Below are 24,381 nucleotides of genomic sequence, written 5' to 3'. Positions count from 1 at the left end.
ACTGTTCCGTCGCTTGAAAGGCTACCGCCGGATTTTCTCGCGCTTCGACAAGCTGGATGTCATGTTCCTTGGATTCCTCAGCTTCGTCCTAGTCGTTGATGGGCTTCGGATGTGTTAACAGGCCCTAATCCAACTGCAAACGGCATGGATGTAATGCTTGCCACTAAGCTCGATAGGACTCTCGATTTCGTTGAGCAGGATAAGACGTCGAGCTCGCTTAAAGCTGTACCGAAACCCGGCCTTTCCTTCAACCAAGATGGCAGTCTCTCTCAATCAACCGGCAACATCGCAGCAATGGGCCAGCACTACTTTGATCGCCCTTCGCAGCTCTATGCACAACCCGGCCAACGCCCCGTAAGTCTTGGCGAGCACCGCAATCAGGCGGGGCAACTTCAACCCACTGCGGACTACGCCAATTACTACGGCACATGGGCCGTAGAACAGATCCTTCAAGCAGAAGATCGCGCAAATGTGCTGCATCAAGGTACCCGGCCGCAGGTGACCATCGATATGGCCGCGTTAGGCCTGAAAGAACATCTGATCGAGAACGAAGGTCTGGACCGGGGGCCGAACAAAGCGCCGTTTCCATATCACGACAGCAGCACCGCCCCACCCACGCTGCACCATTTCGACCACACGCAGGATGGCAGCGTGAATCGGGCGCACGACCATACCTACGTGCCGGTGGCACCCAGCGCTCCTGCAGTAGCGGGACCACGCGGCCCGGACGATCCTGCACACCCAGACCACGCCATGCTCGAGCAAATTCGCGGTGGCGTGCGCAAGATCGATGAGAGTGTAGGCAAGCCCTATGACGAGATGAGCGAACGCGTGAGCCGCAGCCTGCTGGCCGCGTGCAAGGACAACAGCGAGGCACATCCGCATGTCACGGGCTACGCACTGGCCAGCAACGCGCTCAGCCGTGTAGACCATGTCGTGATGAGCAAGACTGGCAACGTGTTCGCAGTGGAGGGCCGGATGGACGATCCTGCGCACAAGCGCGCGCATGTGGAGATCGATCAGGCGATCCATATCCCCGTCGAACAGTCGGACCAGAAGTTGCTGGCGGCCAATCAAGCGCTCGCGCAAGAAAGAGCGTTGGCGCAGCAGCAAGAACTGGCGCGCGGCATGAACGAGCCGAGCCCAGGCGGCCCGGCTAGATAGGTCTCACGCTGACCAGGCGCGACGAAACTGCATACTCAATGGCGCGCGATACCACGCCGTTCAATTGCGACCAATACCGCACGCACCCACATCCGGGCATGGCTCGCTACTGCCAACGCATCGAGAACATGACGTTGCGTAACGAAGCGCATTGGCAGGGGCGCGCGGCTCCGTCGGATTCCATCGTTGCGCTACCTTGGCCTCGGCACGGCAGAGGCCAAGCAGCTGGGCGATGCATGCGTCGGCGGGCAGGCGATGCAGCGGCTGCGTAACGGATGGGAGCAGGTGTCTGCGGCTGCGGGTGGATGGCAGCCGTGTCAGCGTGGCCAAGTGGCTCAGGTTGGCAGGCGTGAGGGCTTGGTGCATCTGCCCGGCTGCTTGTGATGTGCCGCTAAGGCGCACAAGCCGTGTGCTCCACTCGTTGCTCAAGAATCTCGCGCACCGCGTTGGCGGCATCGAAGATGGCCTGGCCCAGGGTTGGCAGCGTCTGTGCGTGCAGGCACTGTGGGGCACTCATGGCGATCACGTCGCCGTGCGCGGCGATGGTGCGCATCAGGCGGTCGAGGTGGTCGATCTGGTCCAGCGTGAGACAAAAGACGGCGGCATGCGGGTGCATTGCGTGATCCTCTGCGAGGCGTGGCGCGTGCGCACGCGGCGCGGCATGCACGTAGCGCGCCTGAAGGGTGGCCGTGTACCTGCGTGGCTGCACGCGCACGGTGGGGCCGGTCAGTCTGTGGGCGCCACACTCACCACCAGCTCGCCATCGCGCAGGCGGATGTGCAGCTTGCTTCCGATGGCAAAGCCCAGTTGTTCCAGCCAGCGGCCACGCAGGCGCAGCGTGGGCACGCGTTGGTCGCTGGCGGGGTAATAGCCGTAGCCGACGGTGCAGTGTGTTGGGGCACGCGGGTGGCCGGGGCGTGGGGGGCGGGCTTCGGTGCGGGGTTGGGGGATGGGGGTGCGCTCGACGTAGGGCCGCGGCTTGATCGAGGGGTCGAGCGAGTGCCAGCCGATCTCGCGGGGCGGCGGCTCCGTGGCGCGCTTGCGTGCTGATGTGGGACGGGACGTGGATCGACGCATGGCAAAGCCCTCCTTGACGAACAGGCCCCGTTGCACAACGCAACGGGATGTCGGGAGGCTAGAAACCGCAGAGAGCCGGCGGGCGTATTTCCCCGAAGGGTGTTGTATTAGCCGCCCTCCCGACGCAGGCATCGCGTCGGTTGCACCCGCAAGACGCTGCAGGCACAAAAAACCCACCGGTTTGACGGAGGTGGGTACCGCTCTCTGAGGAGTTTCTAGGCTCCTTGGGGTGGAGATTGCTACGCGCTACGTGACGTGTCAACTGGCTGAGACTGGTAGTCTGGAGGACATGTGCTGAGACGTGTTCTTAGCGGGGCAGAGCACAGAGAATTTCGAAGTACGACGCGAGCAGAATGTGGTGTCCTCCACTTTTAGCCTGCGACAGCACTACTCTGCGCATGACTTGCAACCGCTCCATTCGATCAGGATCTTGTGCAGAAGAGTTTGGAGTAGCCGTGATAGATGAAGAACTTGCCTCGAATCGAAGCGTCGCATTGGGCAACAGGAAGACAATGACAAGGTTCCGCTCACTCATTCTGCTTGTTTCGCTGACGCTGGCGGCGATGCTATCGAGCTCCTGCGCTCGTTCCTCCGAAGAGATAGCCGGCGATGCCCATGGTGTGCGGCCCATGGCAGCCAAGTCCCCAGCATCCCACGCTGCGTCAAAAACCGTGACCAACGGAGTCAACACCCCGACAACAAGCATCAGCAACCAAGAGTTAGAGGCTCGATTGCTGCAGTTCGTCGATGCATTCAAGGTTCCAGAGGACATGAGCTATACGCGCTTGGAATCCGCGCTGGGAATGAAGCTTGGGCCCGCCTCAGAGCCTGCATCTCCTTGGCATGTGGTGAAGGACGTCGCACTAGCCGATGGCTATACGTTCTATGCCACGCATTTTCCTGCGGAAAAAGGCTTTTCAAGCATGGAGGTTGCGGTGGCTCTGCCCAATCCCATCGACCCAACGCGCACGCCGACATCCGTCTGCATTTGGGACGCGGCAGCGCTCTCGCAGAAGTTGGAGGCCATGGGCTATAAGCGCGGCGGGCAGCGCCCATTCCAGGCGGGATGGCTACGCCAACACTGGCGCTCCATCGACAACGGAAAGCAGGGCTTCTCAGTGGCATTGCTGATTTATCGAACTAGCCAAGAAAGCGGCGCGCGCGAATGCGCGTTTGGCCTACAAATCGATGGAGGTGATGCGTGAAGCCAGTCGACCGACGGATTGAACACTGCCGAGTCGGCGGGCAATTCCCTCGACACTCTCTAATAGATCGGTGCAAGCCATCACCCTAGCCTTCAGCAGGATAGGCAGAATGTCTTGAATCGACACACGGGTTGGACAACAGGACAACGATGAAAAGGTCTCGCTCACTGACGGCACTTCTCTCGCTGGCGCTTGTCGCCATGCTGCCTAGTGCATGCGCTCGTCCCTCCGAGGGCATTCCTCCTGCTGCCGTCAAGTCCCAAGCGGCTCAAGCGACAACAAACCTCGTCAATAACAAAACGGACGGCATCAGCGTCCAAGAACTGGAGCGCCGGCTGCTGCGCTTCGTCGATGCCTTCAAAGTGCCGGCGGACATGAGCAATACACGTTTGGAGTCCACGTTGGGAATCAATCTTGGACCTCCCATGGACCCTGCACATCCGTGGTACATGATGAAGGACATGCCACTGGCTGGCGGTTATACCCTCTACGCCACGCATTTCCAGATGAAGAAAGGATTTTCGCGAATGCAAGTCTCGGTGCGCTTGCCCGATGGTAGTGACCCTACTCGCAAGCCCGCCGCAGTCTGCATCTGGGACGCTGCAACGCTTTCCAAAAAATTGGAGGACATGGGTTACAAGGGAAAAGGAAAGATGCCGTTCCAAGGTGGCTGGATACGCCAACACTGGCGCTCTATCAACGAAGGAAACCAGGGCTTTTCAGTCGCGTTATTGCTTTATCAAACTGATACTGAGAGTGGCTCGCGCGAATGCGCGCTTGGTGTACAAATTGATGGAGGTGATGCATGACGCCGGTTGATCCACGAATTGAACCGTTGCTCGCCCAAATGGCCAAAGATCCGAGTCTGCCCAACGGGGCTGAATCCAGCATTCGACAGACGCTTGCGGAGTCGCCTTACCTGTCCAACTTGCTCGGCAATGCCGTTGAGAAAGGGCATATCGGGGCGATCGCCGTCTCGCATGGGCACAACAATGGAGGACATTTTCAAGACGGCAAGGACGGGAAAGCCGGGACTCTCAACATCAGCGAAGCTGCTTTCAGGAATCTCAGCGGAGAGCGGCGCATCGACTACCTGACGGAGGTCATGGGTCACGAAACGATGCATGGCGTGTTGGCTGAACATCGTACCCAAGCGCTGTCGGAGTTCGCGATGACCATGGGTGATCGCATGCAAGAAGCCCATGAGAACCGAGAGAGCCACGTCGACCTTACAGAACCGACACGCATCTACTTGGACAGAACCCGGGAAGATGAAGCGCTCTCGGAGATCTCTGGCATGCGTGCCCTGCACGACCGCATCAGACATCAAGATCAGACGATGTCAGATCATGAAGTCGAGACAGAGCTACTTCAGCGTTCCACCACCCGTTGCGTAGACAAGGAAGTAAATCCACCTCAGTTCGCAAACGGCTTAACCTATGACGAGCTAACGAAGCGCCCGTTTGCACGTAACGACGTACTGACCAAAACCGTGGAGCAGTGCTTTTACGACAGCAGGGGGACGCTGGGACCGCACGGCGATTCGGACTACCGCAACTATTACGGTGTCAGCGCGATCAGCCATATTGCGAAGAACTACGATCATCTTGCCCATGACCGTAAGCCTCCGGAAATACGTGTTGACCTCAAGTCGCTGGGTCTGGAGCCAAGGCAGCTAGAGCGCAACGGACTAGATCTAGGCTCCGCTTCGACGTTCAACATCGTGGACCTGGGCAAGGACGGCTACGGCATGGTCCAGCTCAAAGAAACCGGTGCACGCGGCATCAATCCCCCAAACTCGGCAATGCCTCTTGAGCCGGACCGCATATTGACGCCTGCAGATGCAGGCCACCCGGACCATGCCATGCATCAACAGATTCGCGGCAAGGTGGAGCAGCTGGATGCAGCCAACGGCCGCACATTCGATGCAACCAGTGAGCGGATGACCGCCAGCCTGCTCACCCTGGCCAAGGACAATGGTTTGACCCGAGTCGACCACGTGTTGCTCAACGAGAAGACTAAGGATGTGCCTGCTGCACAGACCCTGTTTGTGGTGCAAGGCGAGCCGCAGGACCCAGCAAAGCTGAGAGCGCATATGCCGACAGCGGAGGCCGCGCAACGCCCACTGCAAGAAAGCTTCGCGCAACTGGAAACGGTCAACCAACGCTTGGCACAGGAGCGCGTGCAGGAACAGTCGCTGGAACAGCAGCGCTCACAGGAACAGCAACAGCGCGGTCCGGCCCCTACTCTGTAAAAATCTAGAATCAGCAATGCATTAGTAGATTTGATCCGCTCCAACCCTGCGCGTCCGTGAAGGGCAAGCGAAAGGCACCTTCGCCATACTGAGAGCACATGTCAGCCATTGCGATTGAGTGGATGCGGTGGCGGGCTGTTAGACCTCGCCAGACGAGCTGCTTGACCCTGCTGACAGGCAGCGGCACACTCCCAACTGGAGCCTAGAAACTCCACACACAGCGGCACCCACCTCCGACACCCTGGTGGGTTTTTTATGCCTGATCGAAAGATGAGGCATGGCTCGGCGTTTCTGCGCCGGGAGGGCGGCGAATACAACACCCGCAAGGGGAATAAGCCCGCCGGCTGTGTGCGGTTTCTAGCCTCCCGGCATCCCGCTGCGTTGTGCAGCGGGAGCTGACCCCTGGCAAGGAGACGCTGCATGCACAACGAACCCGGCTACTGGATGTCCGAAGGCACGCAATACCACCTGCTGCGCGTACGCGACCAACTGTTGTTGCTCTCCACCCTGGCCACACCGCGTTCGCGCGAGGAAGGCACGCTGGGTGCGCCTGCGATTCCGCTGCAGCAGTGGGCGCAGTGCCTACAGCAGTTGGCTGAGCAGTTGGATGATGTGCTTAATGATTTGGGTGGCGCTTCGTAGCGGCAGACCTGTGTGCATCGGTGGCGGCACGCGCCCAGATACAAGCCCTCATTATCAAGCGGGCTGAACCACCCGCGTGCGCAACGCCTGGGCTAGGATCGGTGCGTACAGGGGGAACATCATGGGCAGAATCACCACAGCGCGCCGTGTCGCGCTGATATTGGCAGCGCTGTGCATGCTTGCATGCGTACAAGCCGTGCCGGCACAAAGCATGCGCTCAGCTACAGGCAAGGCAAGGCAACGAGCAAGTACATCCCGCCAACGCGGCAGCCATACAACTCCATGGCGCGCGACACCACGCCCTTCAATTGCGAGCAATACCGCGCGCACCCGCATCCGGGCATGGTGCGTTACTGCCAGGGCATCGAGAACATGGCCCTGCGCAATGAGGCGCGCAGCCAGGGGCGCCCTGCTCCTTCGGATTCCATCATTGCGCTACCGGGACTGGGAACTGCAGAAGCCAAACAGCTGGGCTACGCATGCGTGGGCGGGCAAGCGATGAAGCGGCTGCGGAATGGGTGGGAACAGGTATCGGCTGCTGCGGGTGGGTGGCAGCGGTGTCAGGGTGGATGAGAAGAGCTGGATTCCCTTTTCCAAGTCGCAAGTAAATTAAGAAGAAAGACAAGGCAACCCAGCTAGAAATTTTCTAAAATCCTGAACTGTTATTGCTTATCGATAGTCCGCAAGAAGTTTAAGCCCATCTCAGCAGAGCTCTTTACTGTTGACACTTCCTGCAAAAGACCGAGCTCTTTAAGGCGGAGCTTGACGACCTGTCTCGACACTTTAAAGCGACTCGCGATGGCGGATGAAATGATAAGAAAAGAATCTTTGTTACACTTCTGATCATCTAGGTACAACAACCCGAAACCTCTGTTCTTAATACCGCACAAATGAGCCTGCCTTTTTACTTCTGCAACTAAAGCACGGGCAGGGAGCAATAGGCACGCCGCAAAGTAGTTTGCTTGCCATTCGAGACGAGCGATATCTTTGATAGCAATTTCGTTATCCTCATCTATCTCAGCATCCAATTCTCTCAATGTGTCACGCCTGATAAATCGACCATGGTCTAGGCAAACATGTCCTAATTCATGCGCCAAAGTAAATCTTGCTCTTCCCTCGGTCCCGCTCTGGGAAGGATCAATGTTAATAATTAATGGCTCAAAGGAAACGGTGGCGAGCACACCCGGTGGCAGTATGGAGTGAGAGATTACCAGGCCCTGGTGCTTTTTCAGGTAGAGGCAAAAATGATCAAGTGCTGCGGCAGACCCGCTATGCGGCACCTTAAGGCTAAAATCTCTTGCGATTCCTTCAATCTCTGCGGCGGAAACAAAGGGAATCCAAGGGGGCCCCAACTCATGTTTCTGCGCTTCAATGCCCTCATGCATCGAATCTGAAATACCTGAAATATCCGTTGCCATTTCTAACGCAAGCGAGGGTAACGAGACAAAATGCCTGTCTCCGAACATACAATGATAATCAAAGAACCTACTTATATAGTAATCAGAAGTAAGCGCCTCCGAGCTAAATGACGAGTAATTTGAATTATTATTAATTTTGAGCGTGGATGGTGATCTGCGTAAAACCCACTCCAGCTGACTTTCCGGAAAATAACGGGCAAGTCCAATTCGCTTTGAACGCGCGAATGAAACTGCGCCTTCCTGAAAAGCATTCGAGCTTACAACTATAGCCTTAGTAGCTGCTGAGCCAACCTGTTCAACCTTCTGGAAAAATTCCTCTATGTCATTGACCGGCACTTTTTTTGAATAATTTTTGCATTCAAAGATATACAAAACTGACCACTCTGATGCACCTGGCATCCAAAGCTCCAACGAAACGTCGAAAATTATATTGGACTCTCTATCCTTAGAGTAGTACCCCTTCTTCTGAAAGATTCGACAGCACGATTCATTAAGCCCGTACAAGCCCGCCGAAACATCCTGAAGCACTTGCGTATACACCGCATCCTCTAAAGTGTCACCCTTTTGAACAGAGCTAATACTTGGTGATACGTTGATCATTTTAGACCTTGGCTGTAACTTTGGTATTTTAATAATCTCACAAATTGGCGCTCCGTCTGATATGGTGTCTGGATAAAGCACGTTGGTTCGGTCAGCGGTACCCGAAATTTGTACCAGCAGTGTCAACACTTGTGATTACAGGCATTAAATAGCTTTGGCAAGGGCGCTCGTCTTTGTGGGAGCGCCTCTACCATTTACTGCAGCGTTCGCTTATTTCTTCTTGCCGCTTTTATCCGGCGTTTGACTTAAAGCGGACCCGGCCGCTGTTTTTGAATCCTTGCCAGTGCTACCGCTACGCAAGACCTTGCTTGCGGCCTTGGCCGCTTTCGGGCCGGTTTTCTCGTTGGTCGCCATGCGTGTGACCTCCTCGCCACCCCAGTGGTGGCGTGGCGAAACTAGGCCGATTATGTTGGCCGCACAAGTCTGGTTGCAGCGCGCGATACGGCAGAGTCTGCAAGACCGCCGGTGCGTTATCTGGGCCAGTTATCTGGCGAGATGTGCGGTTCTCGAGATGTGCGGTTCTGTGTACCTGATGTTTTAAGGCCGGCGTGCCACAGAAGTGTGCCAAGCCATCACTGCGGCGAGGGTTCGGGCAACGGCTGCCGCGCCTGGCCCCAGGTGAGCATTGCATCCAGTGCCGGGCACAGGGCCTGGCCCCAGGGCGTGAGGCTGTAGTCCACCTGCGGCGGTACCTGCGCGTAGACGGTGCGCAGCACCAGGCCGTCGCGTTCAAGCTGGCGCAGTTGTTGGGCCAGCATCTTTTGCGAGATGGCGGGAATCAGCCGTTCCAGGTCCGAGTAGCGCTGCACCTTGCCGTCGAACAGGTGAAACAGCAGCAGCAGTTTCCAGCGGCCTTCGATGAGGTTGAGCAGGGCTTCGACATCGCACGCGGCGGTGTCCGGGGTATGCGGCTTTCCCATGGGTGCGTGACTTACCTTTGCGTGCGTTCTTGCGGCAGGTGATGCCGCTGCCGATGATGGCATACACGTTTCGCACCGGAGATCGCTGCCATGTCGCTTGCCCTGCCCGCCGCCATTGCCTGCTTCTTTGCCGCCAGCAACGCCGGCGATGCCGCCGTGCTGCTGCCGCACCTGGCCGACGATGCGGTGGTGCATGACGAGCGCCAGCATCACCGTGGCGCTGCCGCCATTGCGGCGTGGCTGGCACAGACGCAAGCCAGCACGCCGTATCGCGCTGTGCCGCTTGGCGTGCACATCGAAGGCGAGCATGTGCGCGTCACTGCGCAGGTGTCCGGCGATTTCCCGCAGAGCCCGCTGCAGCTGGAGCATGTGTTCCAGCTGGTGGGCGGCAAGATTGCGGCGTTGGCGATTCATTGAGGCAGCGTGCCGGCGCCATGCTTCATCCACCAAGGCGTTGATCCTGGAAACATCCGCCTGACACGATCGCCGAAGAAGATGCCCGGCACGCAACTACGCAGATGCGCTGTTACCGGTGGCGATGCTGTGAGCGGCATCGACATCGAAGTGATCGCGCCAGGCGACAGTGCAGTGGCTGTTCTTGCCAGTGCTTTCCAGACACGCTCAGCCGTTGAGCGTGCGGCCGCCGTCGACGATGATTTCCGAGCCCACTGTCCATTTCGATTCATCGGAAGCCAGGTACAGCACGGCCTTGGCCACTTCGTCCGGGGTGCCGAACCGGCCGAGCGGGATGGTGGCGGCAATGTCCTTGTTGACCTGGTCGCGGTACGCGTCGGGGATGCCGAGCTTGTCGTACAGCGGGGTTTCCACCGGGCCGGGGCTCACCGCGTTGAGGCGGATGCCGCGCGCCAGCAGTTCGCTGGACAGTGTCTTGGTCATGCTCAGGAAGGCCGCCTTGCTCGCGGCATACACCGACGAGCGGGCCGCGCCCACATGCGCATTGATGGAGGTGTTGAGCACCACCGAGGCGGGGTTGGCGAACACCGGCAGCAGCGACTGCAGGAGGAAGTACGGGCCCTTGACGTTGATGGCGAAGGAGGCATCAAACGCCTGCTCGCTCCAGTCTTCGATCGGCGCCCATACCGAGACGCCGGCATTGAGGAAGGCGATGTCGAGCTGGCCGTAATGCGCCTGCACCGCCTGCGCGAGTTGCTGCTGCGCGGTGACGCTGGCCGAATCGGCGCGCAGCACCAGCACCTCGGCGCCCAGCGCGGCCTTGGCCTTGGCAATGGACTCGGGGTTGTTGCCGGTGACGATGACGCGGGCGCCTTCGGCAAGAAACTGCCTGGCGGTCTCCAGGCCGATACCGCTGGTGCCGCCGGTGATGAGGGTGCGTTTGCCTGCTAAACGGGACATGGGGTGCTCCTGAGCTAGGCCCGCCGCGCGTGGCCGGCCTTCGAGGTGTGTAGCGTGCGCCCATGCCGAATTTGCTAGAAGACCTTGGCGCCACATACCATTCATGCGATCTGCGCATGAATTGAAGGGCTGGCAATGGACCGGTTTCTGCTGATGACCTGCTTTGCCCGTGCGGTGGAAACCGGGAGTTTTTCTGCCGCAGGCCGCGACCTGGGCTTGGGGCAACCCAATGTCAGCCGCCACGTGGCGGCGCTGGAGGAGCATCTGCACACGCGGCTGCTCAATCGCTCCACCCGCAAGCTGGTGCTGACGCCGGAGGGAGAGCGCTATTACGCGGAGGTGCGCCGCATCCTGGATGCGGTGGGCGAATCGGAAATGTCGCTGCGCGATAACGTGCAACCTTCCGGCTCATTGCGGGTGGCCTGCCCCACGGCGTTGTCGCATCAGTATGTGATGCCGCTGGTGCCGGAGTTTTTGCGGCGCTTTCCGGGCCTGGAGCTGGACCTGCAGATCAACGACCGCTTCGTCAATCTGCTCGACGAGGGCGCGGAGCTTGCCATCCGTATCGGCCACCTGGAAAACAGTGCGCTGCGCGCCAGGCGGATTGGGTCGTTCAAGCGCGTGTGCGTGGCAAGCAAGGACTATCTTGCCGAGCGTGGCATCCCCGCCGTGCCCGACGACCTGCGCCAGCACGATTGCGTGCTGTACACGCTGTTGGCATCGGGGGCGAGTTGGCGTTTCAAGGAGGTGGACGTGCCGGTCACCGGCAGAATCCGGGTCAATTCGCCAGAGGCGGCGCGCGAGGCGGTGAGCGCGGGCCTGGGCATCGGGCAGGGGCCGGAATGGTTGTTCGAACAAGGGCTCAACGCCGGGCATCTGCAGATCGTGCTCAGTGCGTTCTCTGGCCCTGCGGTGCCCATGCACATCATGTATGCCGCCAACCGCCTGGTGGCCAAGCGGGCGATTGTGTTTATGGATTTTATTGCCGAGGCGTTTGCGAAGATTCCGCAACTCAACGCCCCCTCCTGCTCGCAGCGATAGACGTTTATTCCAGCGGTCTTGGCGAGGCGCGCTGGTAGTTGGAAAACGTCTTGTGGAGTGAGGCGGCGCGCTCATCGGCAACGACGTTTTCCACACTGCTCAACCCACGCGATGCGATAACGGCCGAGGCTTTTGCATCGCCCAATAGGTAAGCCAGGCGCAGGTACGCCAGACTGTCGACCAGGTTTTTGTTGTTAGAGTCGCTGGCGTATACGTCCGACAGCCCGTAGTACGCATATAGATTTCCGGCCACTGCGGCCCGCCGCAATATACCGATCCCTTTATAAAAGGGCCCAGTGAGTGCGGTTTTTTTGCCGTAAATCACGGTGGCGGCCTTGTTGCCTGCTTGCGACTCCGCTTTGAGCTGGTCCAGGTTCAAGGTTTCCAATCGGGCGAGTTCGTCCTCTGTCGGGTAGCCGTGGGTCCACAGCCACTGCGCTTCTGCATCCGAGTTGGCAACCAATGGCCCACTGACCCTGCAGGCATTGGGACCCTGCGGGCATAGATAGCGTCTTGCTTCCTGGCTCACAGAAGGCGGCTTGATGTTGGCCGCGTGATCGGGCGGCATTGCTGCGGCGTTGCGCTGGCCAGTGGCAGTTGTGGGTGTAGCAAGCGCAGACGTCGACGCCTTGCCGGTTTGCGCTGGTTGGTCTGTTTTTCCGCAAGCGGCAAGTGCAATGCATAGTGCCGCCAGGGACAGGAATGTCTTTACGCGCATGGTGCCATCCGTTGCGGGCTGCAGTGGTCAAGCGTGATGGTGCTTGATGTTGGCCTGCGATGCGAATGCGTCCTTTGATTGCAGGCCTCTGATTGCAGGCCTGCGCTGGCAGTCAACACACACCGCCTCCTCTGTACCCTCACCCCCGACCCCTCTCCCGGGGGGAGAGGGGAGTGTTCGCCACGTCTGTGGGGCAAAGCAGGCCGACTCCGCCGCCTTTGGCCTGCACTGCTCGCAGCCCGCACTTGGCGGGCTGCAGAGACGGCGGTTGAGGTCGCACAACGCAGGTGGCGCGTGGCCGGATGCGGCGTGTCGCTGCCTCCCCGGTTGCACGTTTTGCTGCGCGGTTGGGGCCGCAGGTCGCACCCGCCCAGCTGTCCTGGCTGCTGGCGCAAGAGTAGGCAAAACACGCCACACGGCGCGCCGCGCGCGTTGGGCCGCCATATGCCGCCGAAGGCCAGATCGCTTGCTGCGTAAGGCTTTCGAGGAAGTGACGCGATCTGATTTGCATGAAATTGGAGTCCCTGAGACGAAATGCATCCCTGGTCTGAATTTTCCGTATATCGTGCGTTACGTCACATTTAAATGTGACAAACGTCGCAATTAACCGGCGAGAAGGATCTGGGCATGACCGACAACACGATAGGGCTGCACCCGCAGCCATTGGGCGGGCGTGGTGTGACAGGACAAGGATGGGCGGTCATGCCGCCGTCGTTGACGTCGTCGTTTGGTCATCGCCGCATGGCCGCGTTGCCACGCGTGCCAACACCGACATCGACACCGTCGTCAGCGCCAACTCCTGCTTCAGCGATAGCGCCAGCGCCAGCGCCAGGGACACCCAGTCTCAAACGGATATTGCGCAAAGGCGCGCGCAGCCTGCTGAGAACATTGCCCTGGCGGCACCAGGACCGGCTCCACTTCCTGCATACGTTCGGGCGGCTGCCGGATCTGTATGCGCCGAAGTGCTTCAACGAAAAAATTCTCTACCGCAAATGCGTGCACGGCGATTACCCGCTGTACACGCGTCTGGCAGACAAGTTTGCGGTGCGCTCCTATGTGGCGGCCAGGATCGGTGAGGCGCATCTGGTGCCGCTGCTGATGGACAGCACCGACCCACAGGCGTTGTTGCAGCTGCCACGCTGGCGGCAGACCGTGATCAAGGCCAACCACGGTGCGGCCATGGTGGAAGTGGTGCGCGACGAGCCGGATGCGGTGCAAAAGCGCCGCATCATCGAGCGCTGCGGCCAGTGGCTGCGGATCGACTTCTCCAAGATGGTGCGCGAGATCCATTACCGCGATATCCCGCCGCGCATACTGGTGGAGCGGTACATCGGCGAGGCGCAGCAGGTGCCGGTGGATTACAAGTTCCACATGTTCCGGCAGGCGGACGGTAATTTTCATTACGTGCTGCAGGTGATCTACGGCCGCTTCGACACACCGAAGCTGGCGATGACCTTCTTCGTCGACAACCTGCACACGGTCTTCCACCGCATCCGCGACGACGGGCGCACGCCGCCCTGCGCGCCGGGGCTGCTGGAGCAGGCACTGGAACTGAGCAAGGTGCTGGCAAACGACTGCGATTACGTGCGGGTGGACTGGTATATCCAGCGCGGGAAGATCTATTTCGGCGAACTGACCTTCACCCCGGGGGCGGGGCTGGTCACCGGGCTGGACCGCGGGCTGGACCGGATGATGGGCAATATGTGGGTGCAGCGGCGCATGCCGGTGGAGCCATGGTTTTCCGGGGAAGGCATCCGCGTGCGCGTGCCAGTGCGGTAAGGCGTGGCGCCGGTGTCTGTGGCGATGGCCGTGCGGCAGATGGATCAGCGGCAGCGCCGCCGGGCGTAGCGCCCGGATGCCATCTTGGCGAATGGGCGTACTCAACATCGTCAGCCGTAGCAGACCGCTGCGCTGACGATATGGATGCTGGCCTGCGTGGCGGATTACCCACGCGCCTTCAGATGCAGCATGGGGTAATGCGCGTAATGGCCGATGCCATTTTTGATGATGGGGTCTTGCGCGGTGAAGTCCGCAATCTCCTCATCATCGGCAATCTGATAGAGCGATAGCCCGAAGCCGCCGGTGTCGTCGATCACCGGGCCGTGCGCCAGGATCAGGCCCTCGGCCAGGCGCTGGTCCAGAAACGCGCCGTGCTGCTGCATCAGGGATGTTTCTTCCTCCGACATGGTGCTCAGGAAATCGCTGCGCGGCGGAATGTATTTGCAGAAATAAGACTGCATGGTGGGTTACTCGTGGCATGAGGGTGGCGTCGCGGCTTATTCAAAAGCCGTGTCTGGGTTTACAGCAGTGGGAGTTTTTTACAGACCGGGCAACATGGTCGTACGCCCGCAAGATTTATGCGGTTTTGACGCTCTTCAAGATCGAGCCTTCGAACATCTTGGGCAGATAGCTTTGCAGGAACAGAATCATGCCGGTCATCTTGCCGACGGGATTGCTGAACTTCGGGTCCTTGGCCTGGATCAGCCGCTCGATGGTGCTGACAACCGCGTCCGGTGCTTCGGCCGTGTCCAGGCCCTTCTGGGTCAAGGCGGTGACCTGCTTGCGGTAGGCGCTGTAGTCGGCAATGTCGTTGCCGTTTGCGGAGATCGCGTTATGGCCGAGATTGGTCTTGAACCACACCGGCTCGACCATGTTGACCTTGATATTGAACTGATCGAGTTCAAACCGTAGCGATTTGAAATATCCCTGCACCGCATGCTTGGACGCGGAGTAATACGACAGGTTCGGCGGGCCGATCAAACCGACGATCGAGCTGATGGTGATGATCTGCCCGCTCTTTTGTTTGCGGAAATACGGCAGCAGCGCATTGGTGGTTTTCACCGTGCCCCAGAAATTGGTTTCGAACTGCTGCCGGCCAACATCGACCGGTGTTTCTTCGGCGATGCCTGTCACCATATAGCCGGCATTGTTGACCAGGACATCCAGGCGATCGACGGCTTGGAACAACGCCTTGGTAAATGATTGGATCGAGCTTCATCGTCGATATCCAGACGCAATAACTTGAAGGGCACCTTGCTCTGATGCTTCTCCGGTTCGCGGCTGGTGCCGATGACGTTGAAGCCTTGTTTGTGCAAGTTGTTGGCCAGCAGCAGGCCAAAGCCTGAGGAAGCGCCAGTGATCAGGACTGTCTTTTTCATGGTGATGTCTCTCAAGCAAGCAGGTTGGCGGAAGGTTGGAGAACAACACCGCCAGACGCCCTGGGTTGCAGTTGCACGGTGTCTGGCGGTTGACGCGCGTTGCGGTGTGCGTTGGTGCATGTGCAGTGCCGATTGCGGGCAAGGCCTGGGCGAGCCCACGACTTGCCTGCACAGGGCGACTGGACTGCCCACGGACCGCATGTTAGTATCGATTTAGTAGTGAATCAATACGGAAATGATATGAACTCGAAAACTTCTTCGGACAACCTCTGCCCGATCGCCCGGAGCCTGACCTTCCTGGGCGATGCGTGGACGATGCTGATCCTGCGCGACGCGAACTCCGGGCTGACCCGCTTCGATCAGTTCCGGCAAAGCCTGGGAATTGCCCCGACCATGCTGACCAAGCGGCTGGCGACGCTGACCGAGGAACAGCTATTGGAGAAGCGCCAGTATTCGACGCGCCCGCCGCGCGAGGAATATGTGCTGACCCAGGCGGGGCGCGATTACCTGCCGGTGCTTTTCATGATTGGTGCGTGGGGCCGCAAACACCGTGGCGAAGGCAAGCTGCTGCGTTTTGTGGATGCGCAAACCGGTACCGACCTGCAGCCGATCGCCATCGATGCGGTGACCGGGGCGGAAATCGGAACACGCGAGATCCGCATGGTGGTTCCGGAGTGAGGGTGCGGCGCCACTGATCGCTCTCGGCGTGGGTCGACCTTGTGGTGCGTTGACTTCGTGCGCGCTACCCTTGCGCGCGCTCGCTGCCCCTAACGTGTGCATCCGTATGGCGCGTGCGCGTCGTTGCCACGTTTACGCGTTGCCGTCGCGGCAACCGCGCCTCACTTTTTATCCAGTACAAGGACGTCTCCGTTGTCGAACCTTTCCTTACGCACCTGTTTGCCGCTTGCCCTTGTAAGCGTGCTGTCTGCCTGCAACGGCGCTGGCACCGCCAGCACCAGCGCGCCGCGCCCGGAGGCCGAACACTTCAACCTTGCCGATCTGCAGCAGCTTGGCTGCACGGTCACCGCCACGCCCAAGCGCAACGTGAGCAAGATCCCGTTGATGGGCGAGGTGGATGGCTATGGCGTGACCAGCACCACCGCATGCGCAACCCAGTTGGTCAGCCTGCTGCAGCCGATCAAATACGAAGACGCGGTGTGGGAAGGCGCACGGACGGCAGCCGGCAACTTCGCCAAGAAGCAAGGCTTCGAACGCGAGAGTTTTGAAGGCCAGCTCGGCGAGTACAGCGAGATCGAGGTCTTCAGCCGCAGCGGCAAGCCGGTGAGCTTCGAGTACAGCGTGCAGGCCAAGGGCCAGCTGCATTCGGTGATCGTGGTCTCCGACAGCATCGCGCCGGATGCGGCGTTCGAGGCGGTGTTGAAGAAAAAGCTGTGAGGGCAGGCACTGCTGTTTTGGGTTGAATGCGGTGGCACTGCGTCGAGGCTGGTCCGGTGCAGATCCTGTGCGCATCTACGTGCCGTTGTTGCCAGCCAGCCTTCCCACGTAGGGGCAGATGGTTACCCTGCCCTGCCACTGCACAGCTGCGGCAGAGTGGAACGGACAACCATTAGCCGGCAAACCGATTAATGGTAAAGTGAAGCCACTCACTTGTTAGCCGGAGAGCACGATGGCGAATCTGGTCAAGCTGGCGACCGCTCGCGCCCTGGTCGATGCCAGTGCGGTCAGACAGGCTTCGGTCGTCGGGGAGGCCGGTGCCTGGACCGTGCAGCTGCAGACCCATAACCAGACCCGTGTGCTGGCCACCAAGGCCAATGCGCCGCGCCGGTTTGGCAGCTTCGAAAGTGCGTTGAAGGTATTGCGCGAGATGGGCATGCCATTGGACGTGCTTCACGTGGATGCTGCGCAGTGGGACGCCGAGGGCGGCACTGCGAAACGCCGGCCGGATCGCTCCGAAGCAATGAAAGTCAAGGAGATGGACGCGCGCTATGCGGTCTCGCTACGCACTCAGACCGAGCACGCCCTGGCCGACCCCCGCCCTGCGCTCTCCAGCGTGCAGGCGAAGCAGCAGATGGAGACACTCAAGGCGCAGCAGCGTGCAGTGCTTGATGCAGCACTGCGTGCGAAGGGCACGCGTGCGTGAGCGTGGCCTGGAAGCAGACCGCGCTGGATGCGCGCACCGCGTTGCTCGCTGCAGCATTGGCACGCGCGATCGAGATCCCCGACCCGCAGATGTATTTCGCAGCGTGTGAACAGGACGACCGGATCGAAGCCGAAGGCGACGCGCTGGATGGTGCTGCCATCTATCTCCCCGGGCCCACGCCGGGAACGCGTTTATACACGTGCCAGGACAGCAAGTATCTGTTGATCTACACACGCGACGGCGACGATGTGCTGATCCTTGCACTCGTCCCTGCGCGCTCCGATTGGAAGCCGACGTAGTAAAAGCGATCTACAGCTCCACGACGTGTCGATGCTACCGCGCGGAGAGGCGCGACCGGTCGACGCCATCGACAGCGCGCTACACCCCACCCAACGGCTGCAGGCACAACCAGATCGCGCACCAGTGCGAGAGCGCGCCGCCCAGCACGTGGGCGTGCCAGATGGCGCGGTTGTAGACCAGCGATTTGCGCACGTAGAAGGTGACGCCCACGGTGTAGAACGCGCCGCCGGCGGCGATCAGCCACAGCACGGTGCTGTCCAGGCCGGCGACGAACGGCTTGATCACCACGATGCCGGCCCACCCCAGCAGCAGATAGATGGCCACCCAGAAGCCCTTGGCGATGCCGGGCAGGAACAGTTTGGCGAACACGCCGAACAAGGCCACGCTCCACACCGCCACGATCATTGCCCAGCGCCAGGTGCCTTCGAGGGCGACCAGCAGGAAGGGTGTGTAGGAGCCGGCGATCATGACGAAGATGCCGGCGTGGTCGAACTTGCGCAGCATCGGTTGGCGCTGCGGCGGGGCAAAGTTGTAGGCCGCCGAACAGCCGAACATCACCAGCAGGCCCAGCGCGTACACGCAGGTGGCCAGCAGCATGGTCTGGCTGGCATGCGCGCGCCAGACCATCCAGGCGCCGCCGACGATGGCCAGAAACAGGCCCGCGGCATGCACCGCGACATCGGCGCGGCGGGCGGAAGCGGTCTTGTAGTGCGGAGCAATGGCGCTGGGGGGCACGGGCACGGCGGTTCTTCGAGGTGGGGGAGCCCACAGCGTGCAGACCAACGGTGACGCGGCGGGGGCAACAGGATACCCGGCTTGCTGAATCCGCTCAGTGAGGCAGGCTCGCCGGTTTGGCGCTGGTGTCACGAACACTCAGTGTGCCCTGACCACCACGACGATGGACTTGGTCAAGATGGGACCGCCCCGCAGCCACGTTCCGTTGGCTGATCGGTATCAAAGGATGCTTTAACAACACGCCCGCTTATTAAGGCATCCTTTAATAGCCCGCATTGGTCGTAAAGGATCCTTGAATGACACGTGTCACCGGCGCATATGCCGTCATCAAGACGCATGACGAGACCGTGCGGGCGTTCGTTCCGGCTCCACTGCCTCCGGCCGCTCCCGTGCTGGATCCGGCCGCCTACCTGGAGCGTAATCGCCTTGCAGAAGTTGCACTGGCGCGGCTGACGGGGATGGCGGGCCTGGTGGCGTCGAGCGAGTGGCTGATCTACAGCGCTGTTCGGCAAGAAGCGCTGCTGACTTCGCAACTCGAAGGCACCCAGGCAACCCTGACCGATGTCTTCGATGATGAGGCGGGGCTGGCGGTGACCAATGCTGACGATGTGGAAGAGGTCACCAACTACCTGCAGGCGTTCAAGTTTGTCCGCGAGCAGTTGCATGCGCCAACAGGACTGCCCATCTCGCTGCGCTTGCTTGCCGAGGCTCACAGAATTCTCTTGGCTGGCGTGCGTGGAGCTCACGCACTACCGGGCAGCATGCGCACCAGTCAGAACTGGATCGGCGGGACCCGGCCGGGGAATGCCGCATTCGTGCCACCGCCGGCCGATCGCCTGGCCGAGGTGTTCGGTGATTTGGAGCGCTTCATCCATGACCCGCAGCCCACGCTGCCACCGCTGGTACGGATTGCGTTGGTGCACGCGCAGTTCGAAACCATCCATCCGTTTCTGGACGGCAACGGCCGAATCGGGCGGTTGTTGATCGCGGCCCTGCTGGAAGACTGGCAGCTGCTGTCAGAGCCGTTGTTGTATGTGTCCGGCTACCTCAAAGCGAACCAAAACGACTACTACCGGCACCTGTCAGCCATCCGCACGCATGGCGATTGGGAAGCATGGGTTGGATTTTTTCTGGAGGCTGTGGAGGCTTCTGCTGAACAGGCACAGCGCAGCATTGTGGCAATCGCTGCATTGATCGCGGCCGATCGCAAACGCGTGCTGAGTACCGGCAGCAGTACCTTGCAAGCACTACGACTGTTCGAGTTGCTGCCCACCATGCCCAAGCTCACCGTCGACCGTGCCCAGCAAGCGCTGGAGGTGTCCTACCCCACCGCGCGCGCAGCCGTGACAACCTTGCAGGACATCGGTGTGCTGGTGGAAACCACCGGCCGCGCACGCGGGCAGAGCTTCAGCTACCAAGCCTATGTGAACGTGTTGCGGGCTTAGAGCGACATCGCACTGGCAATGAAGGCACGCGTTACTGAATCCGCTCAGTGAGGCAGGCTCGCCGCTTGGGGCCGGGTCTCATACCCTGAGACATCCTTTTTGTTTGATCTCCCTCTTTGGGAGCTTTGTGATATGCCTCCGTTTGCCCTCGCTCCCCGCACCGAAACCGCCGAACGCGCGCTGGCCACCACCGATGGCCGGCCCAGCCGCGATGGCGCGCTGCTGACCGAACGCCTGGAACGGCGTTACCACGACCGCATCACCGGCAGCTTCACCCTGCCCGGCCGCGCCGGTAGCTATGCGCCGATCCCGGACGATGTACCCAGCGCGCTGGCCGATGCCTTGCATGCGCGTGGCATCACGCAGCTCTACAGCCATCAAGCCGAAGCATGGGCGGCGAGCCAGCGCGGCGAGCATGTGGCGATCGTGACGCCGACGGCCTCGGGCAAATCGCTGTGCTACACGTTGCCGGTGGTGAGCGCGGCGATGAGCTCCGGCGCCAAGGCGCTGTACCTGTTCCCGACCAAGGCGCTGGCGCAGGATCAGGTGGCCGAGCTGCTGGAATTGAACCGCGCCGGCGAGCTGGGGGTGAAGGCCTTCACCTTCGACGGCGATACGCCCGGCGATGCGCGCCAGGCGATCCGCCTGCATGGCGACATCGTGGTGAGCAACCCGGACATGCTGCACCAGGCGATCCTGCCGCATCACACCAAGTGGGCGCAGTTCTTCGAGAACCTGCGCTATGTGGTGATCGACGAGATCCACACCTATCGTGGGGTGTTCGGCAGCCACGTCACCAACGTGCTGCGCCGGCTCAAGCGCATCTGCGCGTTCTATGGCGCCAACCCGCAGTTCATCCTGTGCTCGGCCACCATCGGCAACCCGCATGCGCACGCGCAGGCACTGATCGAAGAACAGGTGCATGCCATCACCGAATCGGGCGCGCCCACCGGCGACAAGCACGTGCTGCTGTGGAACCCGCCGGTGGTCAATGCAGACCTGGGGCTGCGTGCATCGGCACGCTCGCAGAGCAACCGTATTGCGCGCATCGCGATCAAGAGCGGGCTCAAAACGCTGGTGTTCGCGCAGACGCGCTTGATGGTGGAAGTGCTGACCAAATACTTGAAAGACATCTTCGACAACGACCCGCGCAAGCCGCCGCGCATCCGTGCGTACCGCGGTGGGTATCTGCCCACCGAGCGGCGCGAAGTGGAGCGTGCGATGCGGGCCGGCAACATCGACGGCATCGTCTCCACCTCGGCGCTGGAGCTGGGCGTGGATATCGGCGCGCTGGATGTGGTGATTCTCAATGGTTACCCCGGCAGCGTGGCGGCGACCTGGCAGCGCTTCGGCCGCGCCGGGCGCCGCCAGCAACCGGCGCTGGGCGTGCTGGTGGCCAGCTCGCAACCGTTGGATCAATACGTGGTGCGGCATCCGGATTTCTTCGCCGATGCCTCGCCCGAGCATGCGCGCATTGCGCCGGACCAGCCGCTGATTCTGTTCGACCACATCCGTTGCGCCGCATTCGAATTGCCGTTCATTGCCAGCGAACCGTTCGGGCCGATCGACCCGCTGGTGTTTCTGGAAGCGCTGGCCGAGAGCGAAGTGATCCACCAGGAAGGCGACCGCTGGGAGTGGATCGCCGACAGCTACCCGGCCAATGCGGTGAGCCTGCGCTCGGTGGCCGACGGCAATTTCGTGGTGGTGGACAAGACCGATGGCAAGCAGCAGATCATCGCCGAGATGGATTATTCGGCCGCAGCACTCACGCTTTACGAAGGTGCCATCCACATGGTGCAGAGCACGCCGTACCAGGTGGAGCGGCTGGATTGGGAAGGCCGCAAGGCCTATGTCACGCGCACCCACGTGGACTACTACACCGACAGCATCGACTACACCAAGTTGAAGGTGCTGGACCGCTTCGACGGCGGCGTGGCCGGGCGCGGCGACTCGCATCACGGCGAGGTGCATGTGGTGCGGCGCGTCTCCGGTTACAAGAAGATCCGCTACTACACGCATGAAAACATCGGCTACGGCCCGGTCAATTTGCCTGACCAGGAGTTGCACACTACGGCGGTGTGGTGGCAGTTGCCGCAGGCCACCTTGGGCAAGGCGTTCGCCTCCAAACAGGATGCCCTGGACGGATTTCTGGGAGCCGCGTATGCGCTGCACGTGGTGGCCACGGTGGCAGTGATGGCCGATGCGCGCGACCTGCAAAAAGCCGTGGGCAACGGCGATGGCGCGTGGTTTGCGGTGGCCGACCAGACCGGGCGCGGGCAACTGCGCGGTGTGGAAGAAGGCGAAGAAGGCGCGGTGGAATTGCAGCAGGCCTTCGTGCCCACGGTGTATCTGTACGACAACTTCCCCGGCGGCGTGGGCCTGAGCGAGCCGCTATGGCTGCGCCAGGCCGAGTTGCTGCAGCGCGCGGACGAGTTGGTACGGCGTTGCGATTGCAGCGCCGGCTGCCCGGCCTGCGTGGGCCCGGTGCTGGCCGCGCACGAAGAAGGCAAGGGCGAGTCGCCCAAGTCGTTGGCGTTGACGGTGCTGGCGCTGTTGTTCGATGCGGATGCGCCGTTGCGCCACGCCACCCAGGTGGACGAGGACCTGGCGCTGGACGTGCTTGCATGAGTGTGAGTGCGGACCGGCTGCGCTTGCTGCGCCGGCAGGCCGGGCATGCGGATGTTGGTGCGCCGGTGACGATTGCAGACGGCGCTGCACCGCATGGCGCGCAGGCAGCGGCTGCGGTTGATGCGGATGCGTTCGCGACCGAATGCATGATGCTTTCGCCTGCACAACAGATGCACTCCGCAGTGGTCGGACGAACATCTGGTAAAGCAGTTGTTGTGGGCGATGCACGCACGCGTGCCGCAAGTGAAATGCCTGCAACGGCACAGCCGACGTGTGACCCGGCAACGCCGGTGGCTGGCAGCGGCCCTGGTGTCAGCGCAGAACGTCTGCGCTTGCTACGCCGTCAGGTCGGCGGGCTGACGCCTGCAGCGCGCAAGGACGAGGCAGTGATGCCCACGCGTGCGCAGCGTCAGCCTGCGTCAGGTGCCACCTCGCAGGGGTGGCGCGCTGCGCCGCGCGATGCTGCTGCGCCAAGCGCGCAGGCAGGCAACGTGGACGCTGGCAGTGACCGGCGTGCCCAGACACAGACACAGACACCGGCAATGACGCGCCACGCCTTGCAGGCACCGGGTGCTGCAACGCCAGCGCGCGATGCCTCCGTGTTTGCCTGGGTGGAGCACGACGTGCGCCACCGGCCGGCATCTCCGTCGCCGTCGCCGTCGCAATCGACTGCGCATGCCGATGCCGATACAAATGTCGCTGTCGCTGCTGCGAAGCGTCTGCCTGCATCGCATGAAGCGTCTATCGCACCGATGCCCGCTTCGCAGCGACGCACCGATATCGCCGGCTTGCGCAAGATGATCGGCCTGCGCGAACGTGCGGTGTCAACGCACATGCCGGCGCGTGCAGCGTCCACCGATCGCCATCTGCCCGGCAACGAGATCGCACCCGGTCTGCATCTGATCGAGGACTTTCTGCCGCAGCCGATTCCGCACGAAGCCTTTTCATTGGCGTTCGCAAAACGCGAGGACGCGGTAGACCCGATGGATCTGCTGTTCTTCGATACCGAAACCACCGGCCTTGCCGGCGGCACCGGCACGCGCGCCTTCATGATCGGCGTGGCCGATTGGTACATGGACGATGCGCACGGCAGCGGCCTGCGCGTGCGTCAGTTGATGATGTCCACGATGGCGGCCGAGAGCGCGATGCTGGATCTGTTCCGCAGCTGGCTGTCGCCGCAGACGGTGCTGTCCAGCTACAACGGCCGCTGCTACGACGCACCGTTGCTGAAGACGCGCTATCGGCTGGCACGCCGCGGCGACCCGATCTCCGCGCTGGATCATGTGGACCTGCTCTTTCCCACGCGCCGCCGCTATCGCGGCACCTGGGAGAACTGCAAGCTGGCCACCATCGAACGACAGCTGCTGCGGGTAGTGCGCGAGGACGACCTGCCCGGCTCCGAAGCCCCGGCCGCCTGGTTGAGTTACCTGCGCGGCGGCAGCGCGCGCAACCTGCGCCGCGTGGCCGAGCACAATCATCAGGACGTGGTGACCTTGTCGCTGTTGCTGCAACGCCTGGTGGCGGTGGACGCGCAGGACCGCGAGGTGATTCCGATGCTGGAGATGCCGTAGCGCTGGACCAGGCGCGGCGCTGGCACGGCC

25 protein-coding genes and 4 pseudogenes are annotated in these 24,381 nt (G+C 61.1%); 18 read left to right on the top strand and 11 right to left on the bottom strand.

Translation table 11 applies throughout. The annotated features are described in order from the left end of the window. The 3 pseudogenes from ABS769_RS04740 to ABS769_RS04730 form a co-directional block, all read left to right on the top strand. Positions 1-118: pseudogene (locus ABS769_RS04740) on the top strand (IS5-like element ISCARN85 family transposase); the annotation flags it as partial. Positions 119-126: 8 nt separating this feature from the next. Beyond that, positions 127-1,164 (top strand): annotated as a pseudogene (locus ABS769_RS04735) (XVIPCD domain-containing protein); the annotation flags it as partial. 35 nt (positions 1,165-1,199) lie between these two features. Then, positions 1,200-1,548: pseudogene (locus ABS769_RS04730) on the top strand (hypothetical protein); the annotation flags it as partial. A gap of 7 nt (positions 1,549-1,555) precedes the next feature. Here ABS769_RS04730 and ABS769_RS04725 read toward each other — a convergent pair. Both ABS769_RS04725 and ABS769_RS04720 read right to left on the bottom strand, forming a co-directional pair. Next, entirely contained in the window at positions 1,556-1,780 is a 225-nt protein-coding gene (locus ABS769_RS04725; RefSeq protein WP_317063288.1) for a hypothetical protein, read from the bottom strand. 110 nt (positions 1,781-1,890) lie between these two features. Beyond that, positions 1,891-2,241, bottom strand: a complete 351-nt coding sequence (locus tag ABS769_RS04720; RefSeq protein ID WP_350498115.1) for a SymE family type I addiction module toxin — start codon at positions 2,239-2,241, stop codon at positions 1,891-1,893. Between the two features lie 512 nt (positions 2,242-2,753). Here ABS769_RS04720 and ABS769_RS04715 point away from each other — a divergent pair. From ABS769_RS04715 to ABS769_RS04695, 5 genes and pseudogenes are all read left to right on the top strand, one after another. Next, complete coding sequence (locus ABS769_RS04715) at positions 2,754-3,446, top strand: hypothetical protein (protein WP_350498114.1); 693 nt, start codon at positions 2,754-2,756, stop codon at positions 3,444-3,446. 149 nt (positions 3,447-3,595) lie between these two features. Further along, positions 3,596-4,255: a hypothetical protein gene (locus tag ABS769_RS04710; RefSeq protein ID WP_350498113.1), complete on the top strand. Its 660-nt coding sequence runs from the start codon at positions 3,596-3,598 to the stop codon at positions 4,253-4,255. After that, positions 4,252-5,700 carry an XVIPCD domain-containing protein gene (locus tag ABS769_RS04705; RefSeq protein WP_350498112.1) on the top strand — a complete coding sequence of 483 codons (1,449 nt, stop codon included), beginning with the start codon at positions 4,252-4,254 and terminating at the stop codon, positions 5,698-5,700. Before ABS769_RS04710 ends, ABS769_RS04705 begins: the two co-directional genes overlap by 4 nt. A 420-nt stretch (positions 5,701-6,120) precedes the next feature. Continuing rightward, entirely contained in the window at positions 6,121-6,342 is a 222-nt protein-coding gene (locus tag ABS769_RS04700) for an XAC0095 family protein (RefSeq protein ID WP_350498111.1), read from the top strand. A gap of 121 nt (positions 6,343-6,463) precedes the next feature. Further along, positions 6,464-6,915: pseudogene (locus ABS769_RS04695) on the top strand (hypothetical protein). 89 nt (positions 6,916-7,004) lie between these two features. On the opposite strand, the gene ABS769_RS04690 reads toward ABS769_RS04695, so the two are convergent. The 3 genes from ABS769_RS04690 to ABS769_RS04680 form a co-directional block, all read right to left on the bottom strand. Beyond that, entirely contained in the window at positions 7,005-8,489 is a 1,485-nt protein-coding gene (locus ABS769_RS04690) for an ImmA/IrrE family metallo-endopeptidase (RefSeq protein WP_350498110.1), read from the bottom strand. A gap of 81 nt (positions 8,490-8,570) precedes the next feature. Further along, on the bottom strand, positions 8,571-8,714 hold the full coding sequence (locus tag ABS769_RS04685; RefSeq protein ID WP_162866341.1) for a hypothetical protein: 144 nt from the start codon (positions 8,712-8,714) through the stop codon (positions 8,571-8,573). Positions 8,715-8,932: 218 nt separating this feature from the next. After that, positions 8,933-9,280, bottom strand: a complete 348-nt coding sequence (locus ABS769_RS04680) for a winged helix-turn-helix transcriptional regulator (protein WP_350498109.1) — start codon at positions 9,278-9,280, stop codon at positions 8,933-8,935. A gap of 90 nt (positions 9,281-9,370) precedes the next feature. Here ABS769_RS04680 and ABS769_RS04675 point away from each other — a divergent pair, with 90 nt between their 5' ends. Next, entirely contained in the window at positions 9,371-9,697 is a 327-nt protein-coding gene (locus tag ABS769_RS04675; RefSeq protein ID WP_350498108.1) for a nuclear transport factor 2 family protein, read from the top strand. A gap of 204 nt (positions 9,698-9,901) precedes the next feature. Here the strand turns inward: ABS769_RS04675 and ABS769_RS04670 are convergent, their stop codons facing one another. Continuing rightward, on the bottom strand, positions 9,902-10,654 hold the full coding sequence (locus ABS769_RS04670; RefSeq protein WP_350498107.1) for an SDR family oxidoreductase: 753 nt from the start codon (positions 10,652-10,654) through the stop codon (positions 9,902-9,904). Between the two features lie 135 nt (positions 10,655-10,789). Here ABS769_RS04670 and ABS769_RS04665 point away from each other — a divergent pair, with 135 nt between their 5' ends. Beyond that, complete coding sequence (locus ABS769_RS04665; RefSeq protein ID WP_350498106.1) at positions 10,790-11,695, top strand: LysR family transcriptional regulator; 906 nt, start codon at positions 10,790-10,792, stop codon at positions 11,693-11,695. Positions 11,696-11,699: 4 nt separating this feature from the next. On the opposite strand, the gene ABS769_RS04660 is transcribed toward ABS769_RS04665, so the two are convergent. After that, positions 11,700-12,413 (bottom strand): hypothetical protein, encoded by a 714-nt coding sequence (locus tag ABS769_RS04660; RefSeq protein ID WP_350498105.1) that lies wholly within the window; start codon positions 12,411-12,413, stop codon positions 11,700-11,702. A 642-nt stretch (positions 12,414-13,055) separates the two neighbouring features. Between ABS769_RS04660 and ABS769_RS04655 the strand changes: the two genes are divergently transcribed. Beyond that, positions 13,056-14,192, top strand: a complete 1,137-nt coding sequence (locus ABS769_RS04655; RefSeq protein WP_434801681.1) for an ATP-grasp fold amidoligase family protein — start codon at positions 13,056-13,058, stop codon at positions 14,190-14,192. A gap of 164 nt (positions 14,193-14,356) precedes the next feature. On the opposite strand, the gene ABS769_RS04650 is transcribed toward ABS769_RS04655, so the two are convergent. From ABS769_RS04650 to ABS769_RS04640, 3 genes are all read right to left on the bottom strand, one after another. After that, a complete protein-coding gene (locus ABS769_RS04650) occupies positions 14,357-14,653 on the bottom strand; it encodes a YciI family protein (protein ID WP_350498103.1) in 297 nt (98 codons plus the stop codon). Positions 14,654-14,768: 115 nt separating this feature from the next. After that, positions 14,769-15,380 (bottom strand): SDR family NAD(P)-dependent oxidoreductase, encoded by a 612-nt coding sequence (locus ABS769_RS04645; RefSeq protein WP_350498102.1) that lies wholly within the window; start codon positions 15,378-15,380, stop codon positions 14,769-14,771. After that, positions 15,323-15,571, bottom strand: coding sequence for an SDR family NAD(P)-dependent oxidoreductase (locus ABS769_RS04640; RefSeq protein WP_350498101.1), 249 nt, complete (start codon positions 15,569-15,571; stop codon positions 15,323-15,325). Before ABS769_RS04640 ends, ABS769_RS04645 begins: the two co-directional genes overlap by 58 nt. Before the next feature lie 219 nt (positions 15,572-15,790). On the opposite strand from ABS769_RS04640, the gene ABS769_RS04635 reads away from it, so the two are divergent. The 4 genes from ABS769_RS04635 (at position 15,791) to ABS769_RS04620 (ending at position 17,971) form a co-directional block, all read left to right on the top strand. Beyond that, positions 15,791-16,249 carry a winged helix-turn-helix transcriptional regulator gene (locus ABS769_RS04635; protein ID WP_350498100.1) on the top strand — a complete coding sequence of 153 codons (459 nt, stop codon included), beginning with the start codon at positions 15,791-15,793 and terminating at the stop codon, positions 16,247-16,249. A gap of 192 nt (positions 16,250-16,441) precedes the next feature. Next, on the top strand, positions 16,442-16,966 hold the full coding sequence (locus ABS769_RS04630; RefSeq protein WP_350498099.1) for a hypothetical protein: 525 nt from the start codon (positions 16,442-16,444) through the stop codon (positions 16,964-16,966). Between the two features lie 232 nt (positions 16,967-17,198). Then, positions 17,199-17,672, top strand: a complete 474-nt coding sequence (locus ABS769_RS04625) for a hypothetical protein (RefSeq protein ID WP_232372201.1) — start codon at positions 17,199-17,201, stop codon at positions 17,670-17,672. Then, the gene (locus ABS769_RS04620) at positions 17,669-17,971 is read left to right on the top strand and encodes a plasmid stabilization protein (RefSeq protein ID WP_350498098.1); all 303 of its coding nucleotides are present in this window, start codon (positions 17,669-17,671) and stop codon (positions 17,969-17,971) included. The genes ABS769_RS04625 and ABS769_RS04620 overlap by 4 nt, the downstream gene beginning before the upstream one ends. A gap of 79 nt (positions 17,972-18,050) precedes the next feature. Here ABS769_RS04620 and trhA read toward each other — a convergent pair whose 3' ends face one another. Further along, on the bottom strand, positions 18,051-18,713 hold the full coding sequence (gene trhA / locus ABS769_RS04615; RefSeq protein WP_350498097.1) for a PAQR family membrane homeostasis protein TrhA: 663 nt from the start codon (positions 18,711-18,713) through the stop codon (positions 18,051-18,053). A gap of 290 nt (positions 18,714-19,003) precedes the next feature. Here trhA and ABS769_RS04610 point away from each other — a divergent pair, with 290 nt between their 5' ends. The 3 genes from ABS769_RS04610 (at position 19,004) to ABS769_RS04600 (ending at position 24,351) form a co-directional block, all read left to right on the top strand. Continuing rightward, a complete protein-coding gene (locus ABS769_RS04610) occupies positions 19,004-20,152 on the top strand; it encodes a Fic family protein (protein WP_350498096.1) in 1,149 nt (382 codons plus the stop codon). Between the two features lie 132 nt (positions 20,153-20,284). Then, positions 20,285-22,780 (top strand): DEAD/DEAH box helicase, encoded by a 2,496-nt coding sequence (locus tag ABS769_RS04605; protein WP_350498095.1) that lies wholly within the window; start codon positions 20,285-20,287, stop codon positions 22,778-22,780. After that, positions 22,777-24,351 (top strand): ribonuclease H-like domain-containing protein, encoded by a 1,575-nt coding sequence (locus ABS769_RS04600; protein WP_350498094.1) that lies wholly within the window; start codon positions 22,777-22,779, stop codon positions 24,349-24,351. Before ABS769_RS04605 ends, ABS769_RS04600 begins: the two co-directional genes overlap by 4 nt. Positions 24,352-24,381 lie beyond the last annotated feature (30 nt).

The organism is Xanthomonas hortorum (genome assembly GCF_040279205.1).
Classification (GTDB): Bacteria; Pseudomonadota; Gammaproteobacteria; order Xanthomonadales; family Xanthomonadaceae; genus Xanthomonas; species Xanthomonas hortorum_F.
The sequence above is the reverse complement of the archived record's forward strand: the minus strand, read 5'-3'. Positions and strand labels throughout refer to the sequence as shown.

What these genes read in the sequence shown, in the direction of transcription:
- ABS769_RS04700 (WP_350498111.1), top strand. Translation starts at nt 6,121, where the DNA reads ATGCACAACGAACCCGGCTACTGGATGTCCGAAGGCACGCAATACCAC.
- ABS769_RS04715 (WP_350498114.1), top strand. Translation starts at nt 2,754, where the DNA reads ATGACAAGGTTCCGCTCACTCATTCTGCTTGTTTCGCTGACGCTGGCG.
- ABS769_RS04705 (WP_350498112.1), top strand. Translation starts at nt 4,252, where the DNA reads ATGACGCCGGTTGATCCACGAATTGAACCGTTGCTCGCCCAAATGGCC.
- ABS769_RS04660 (WP_350498105.1), bottom strand. Translation starts at nt 12,413, where the DNA reads ATGCGCGTAAAGACATTCCTGTCCCTGGCGGCACTATGCATTGCACTT.
- ABS769_RS04605 (WP_350498095.1), top strand. Translation starts at nt 20,285, where the DNA reads ATGCCTCCGTTTGCCCTCGCTCCCCGCACCGAAACCGCCGAACGCGCG.
- ABS769_RS04685 (WP_162866341.1), bottom strand. Translation starts at nt 8,714, where the DNA reads ATGGCGACCAACGAGAAAACCGGCCCGAAAGCGGCCAAGGCCGCAAGC.
- ABS769_RS04600 (WP_350498094.1), top strand. Translation starts at nt 22,777, where the DNA reads ATGAGTGTGAGTGCGGACCGGCTGCGCTTGCTGCGCCGGCAGGCCGGG.
- ABS769_RS04710 (WP_350498113.1), top strand. Translation starts at nt 3,596, where the DNA reads ATGAAAAGGTCTCGCTCACTGACGGCACTTCTCTCGCTGGCGCTTGTC.
- ABS769_RS04670 (WP_350498107.1), bottom strand. Translation starts at nt 10,654, where the DNA reads ATGTCCCGTTTAGCAGGCAAACGCACCCTCATCACCGGCGGCACCAGC.
- ABS769_RS04640 (WP_350498101.1), bottom strand. Translation starts at nt 15,571, where the DNA reads ATGAAAAAGACAGTCCTGATCACTGGCGCTTCCTCAGGCTTTGGCCTG.
- ABS769_RS04680 (WP_350498109.1), bottom strand. Translation starts at nt 9,280, where the DNA reads ATGGGAAAGCCGCATACCCCGGACACCGCCGCGTGCGATGTCGAAGCC.
- ABS769_RS04625 (WP_232372201.1), top strand. Translation starts at nt 17,199, where the DNA reads ATGGCGAATCTGGTCAAGCTGGCGACCGCTCGCGCCCTGGTCGATGCC.
- ABS769_RS04725 (WP_317063288.1), bottom strand. Translation starts at nt 1,780, where the DNA reads ATGCACCCGCATGCCGCCGTCTTTTGTCTCACGCTGGACCAGATCGAC.
- ABS769_RS04610 (WP_350498096.1), top strand. Translation starts at nt 19,004, where the DNA reads ATGACACGTGTCACCGGCGCATATGCCGTCATCAAGACGCATGACGAG.
- ABS769_RS04720 (WP_350498115.1), bottom strand. Translation starts at nt 2,241, where the DNA reads ATGCGTCGATCCACGTCCCGTCCCACATCAGCACGCAAGCGCGCCACG.
- ABS769_RS04650 (WP_350498103.1), bottom strand. Translation starts at nt 14,653, where the DNA reads ATGCAGTCTTATTTCTGCAAATACATTCCGCCGCGCAGCGATTTCCTG.
- ABS769_RS04675 (WP_350498108.1), top strand. Translation starts at nt 9,371, where the DNA reads ATGTCGCTTGCCCTGCCCGCCGCCATTGCCTGCTTCTTTGCCGCCAGC.
- ABS769_RS04665 (WP_350498106.1), top strand. Translation starts at nt 10,790, where the DNA reads ATGGACCGGTTTCTGCTGATGACCTGCTTTGCCCGTGCGGTGGAAACC.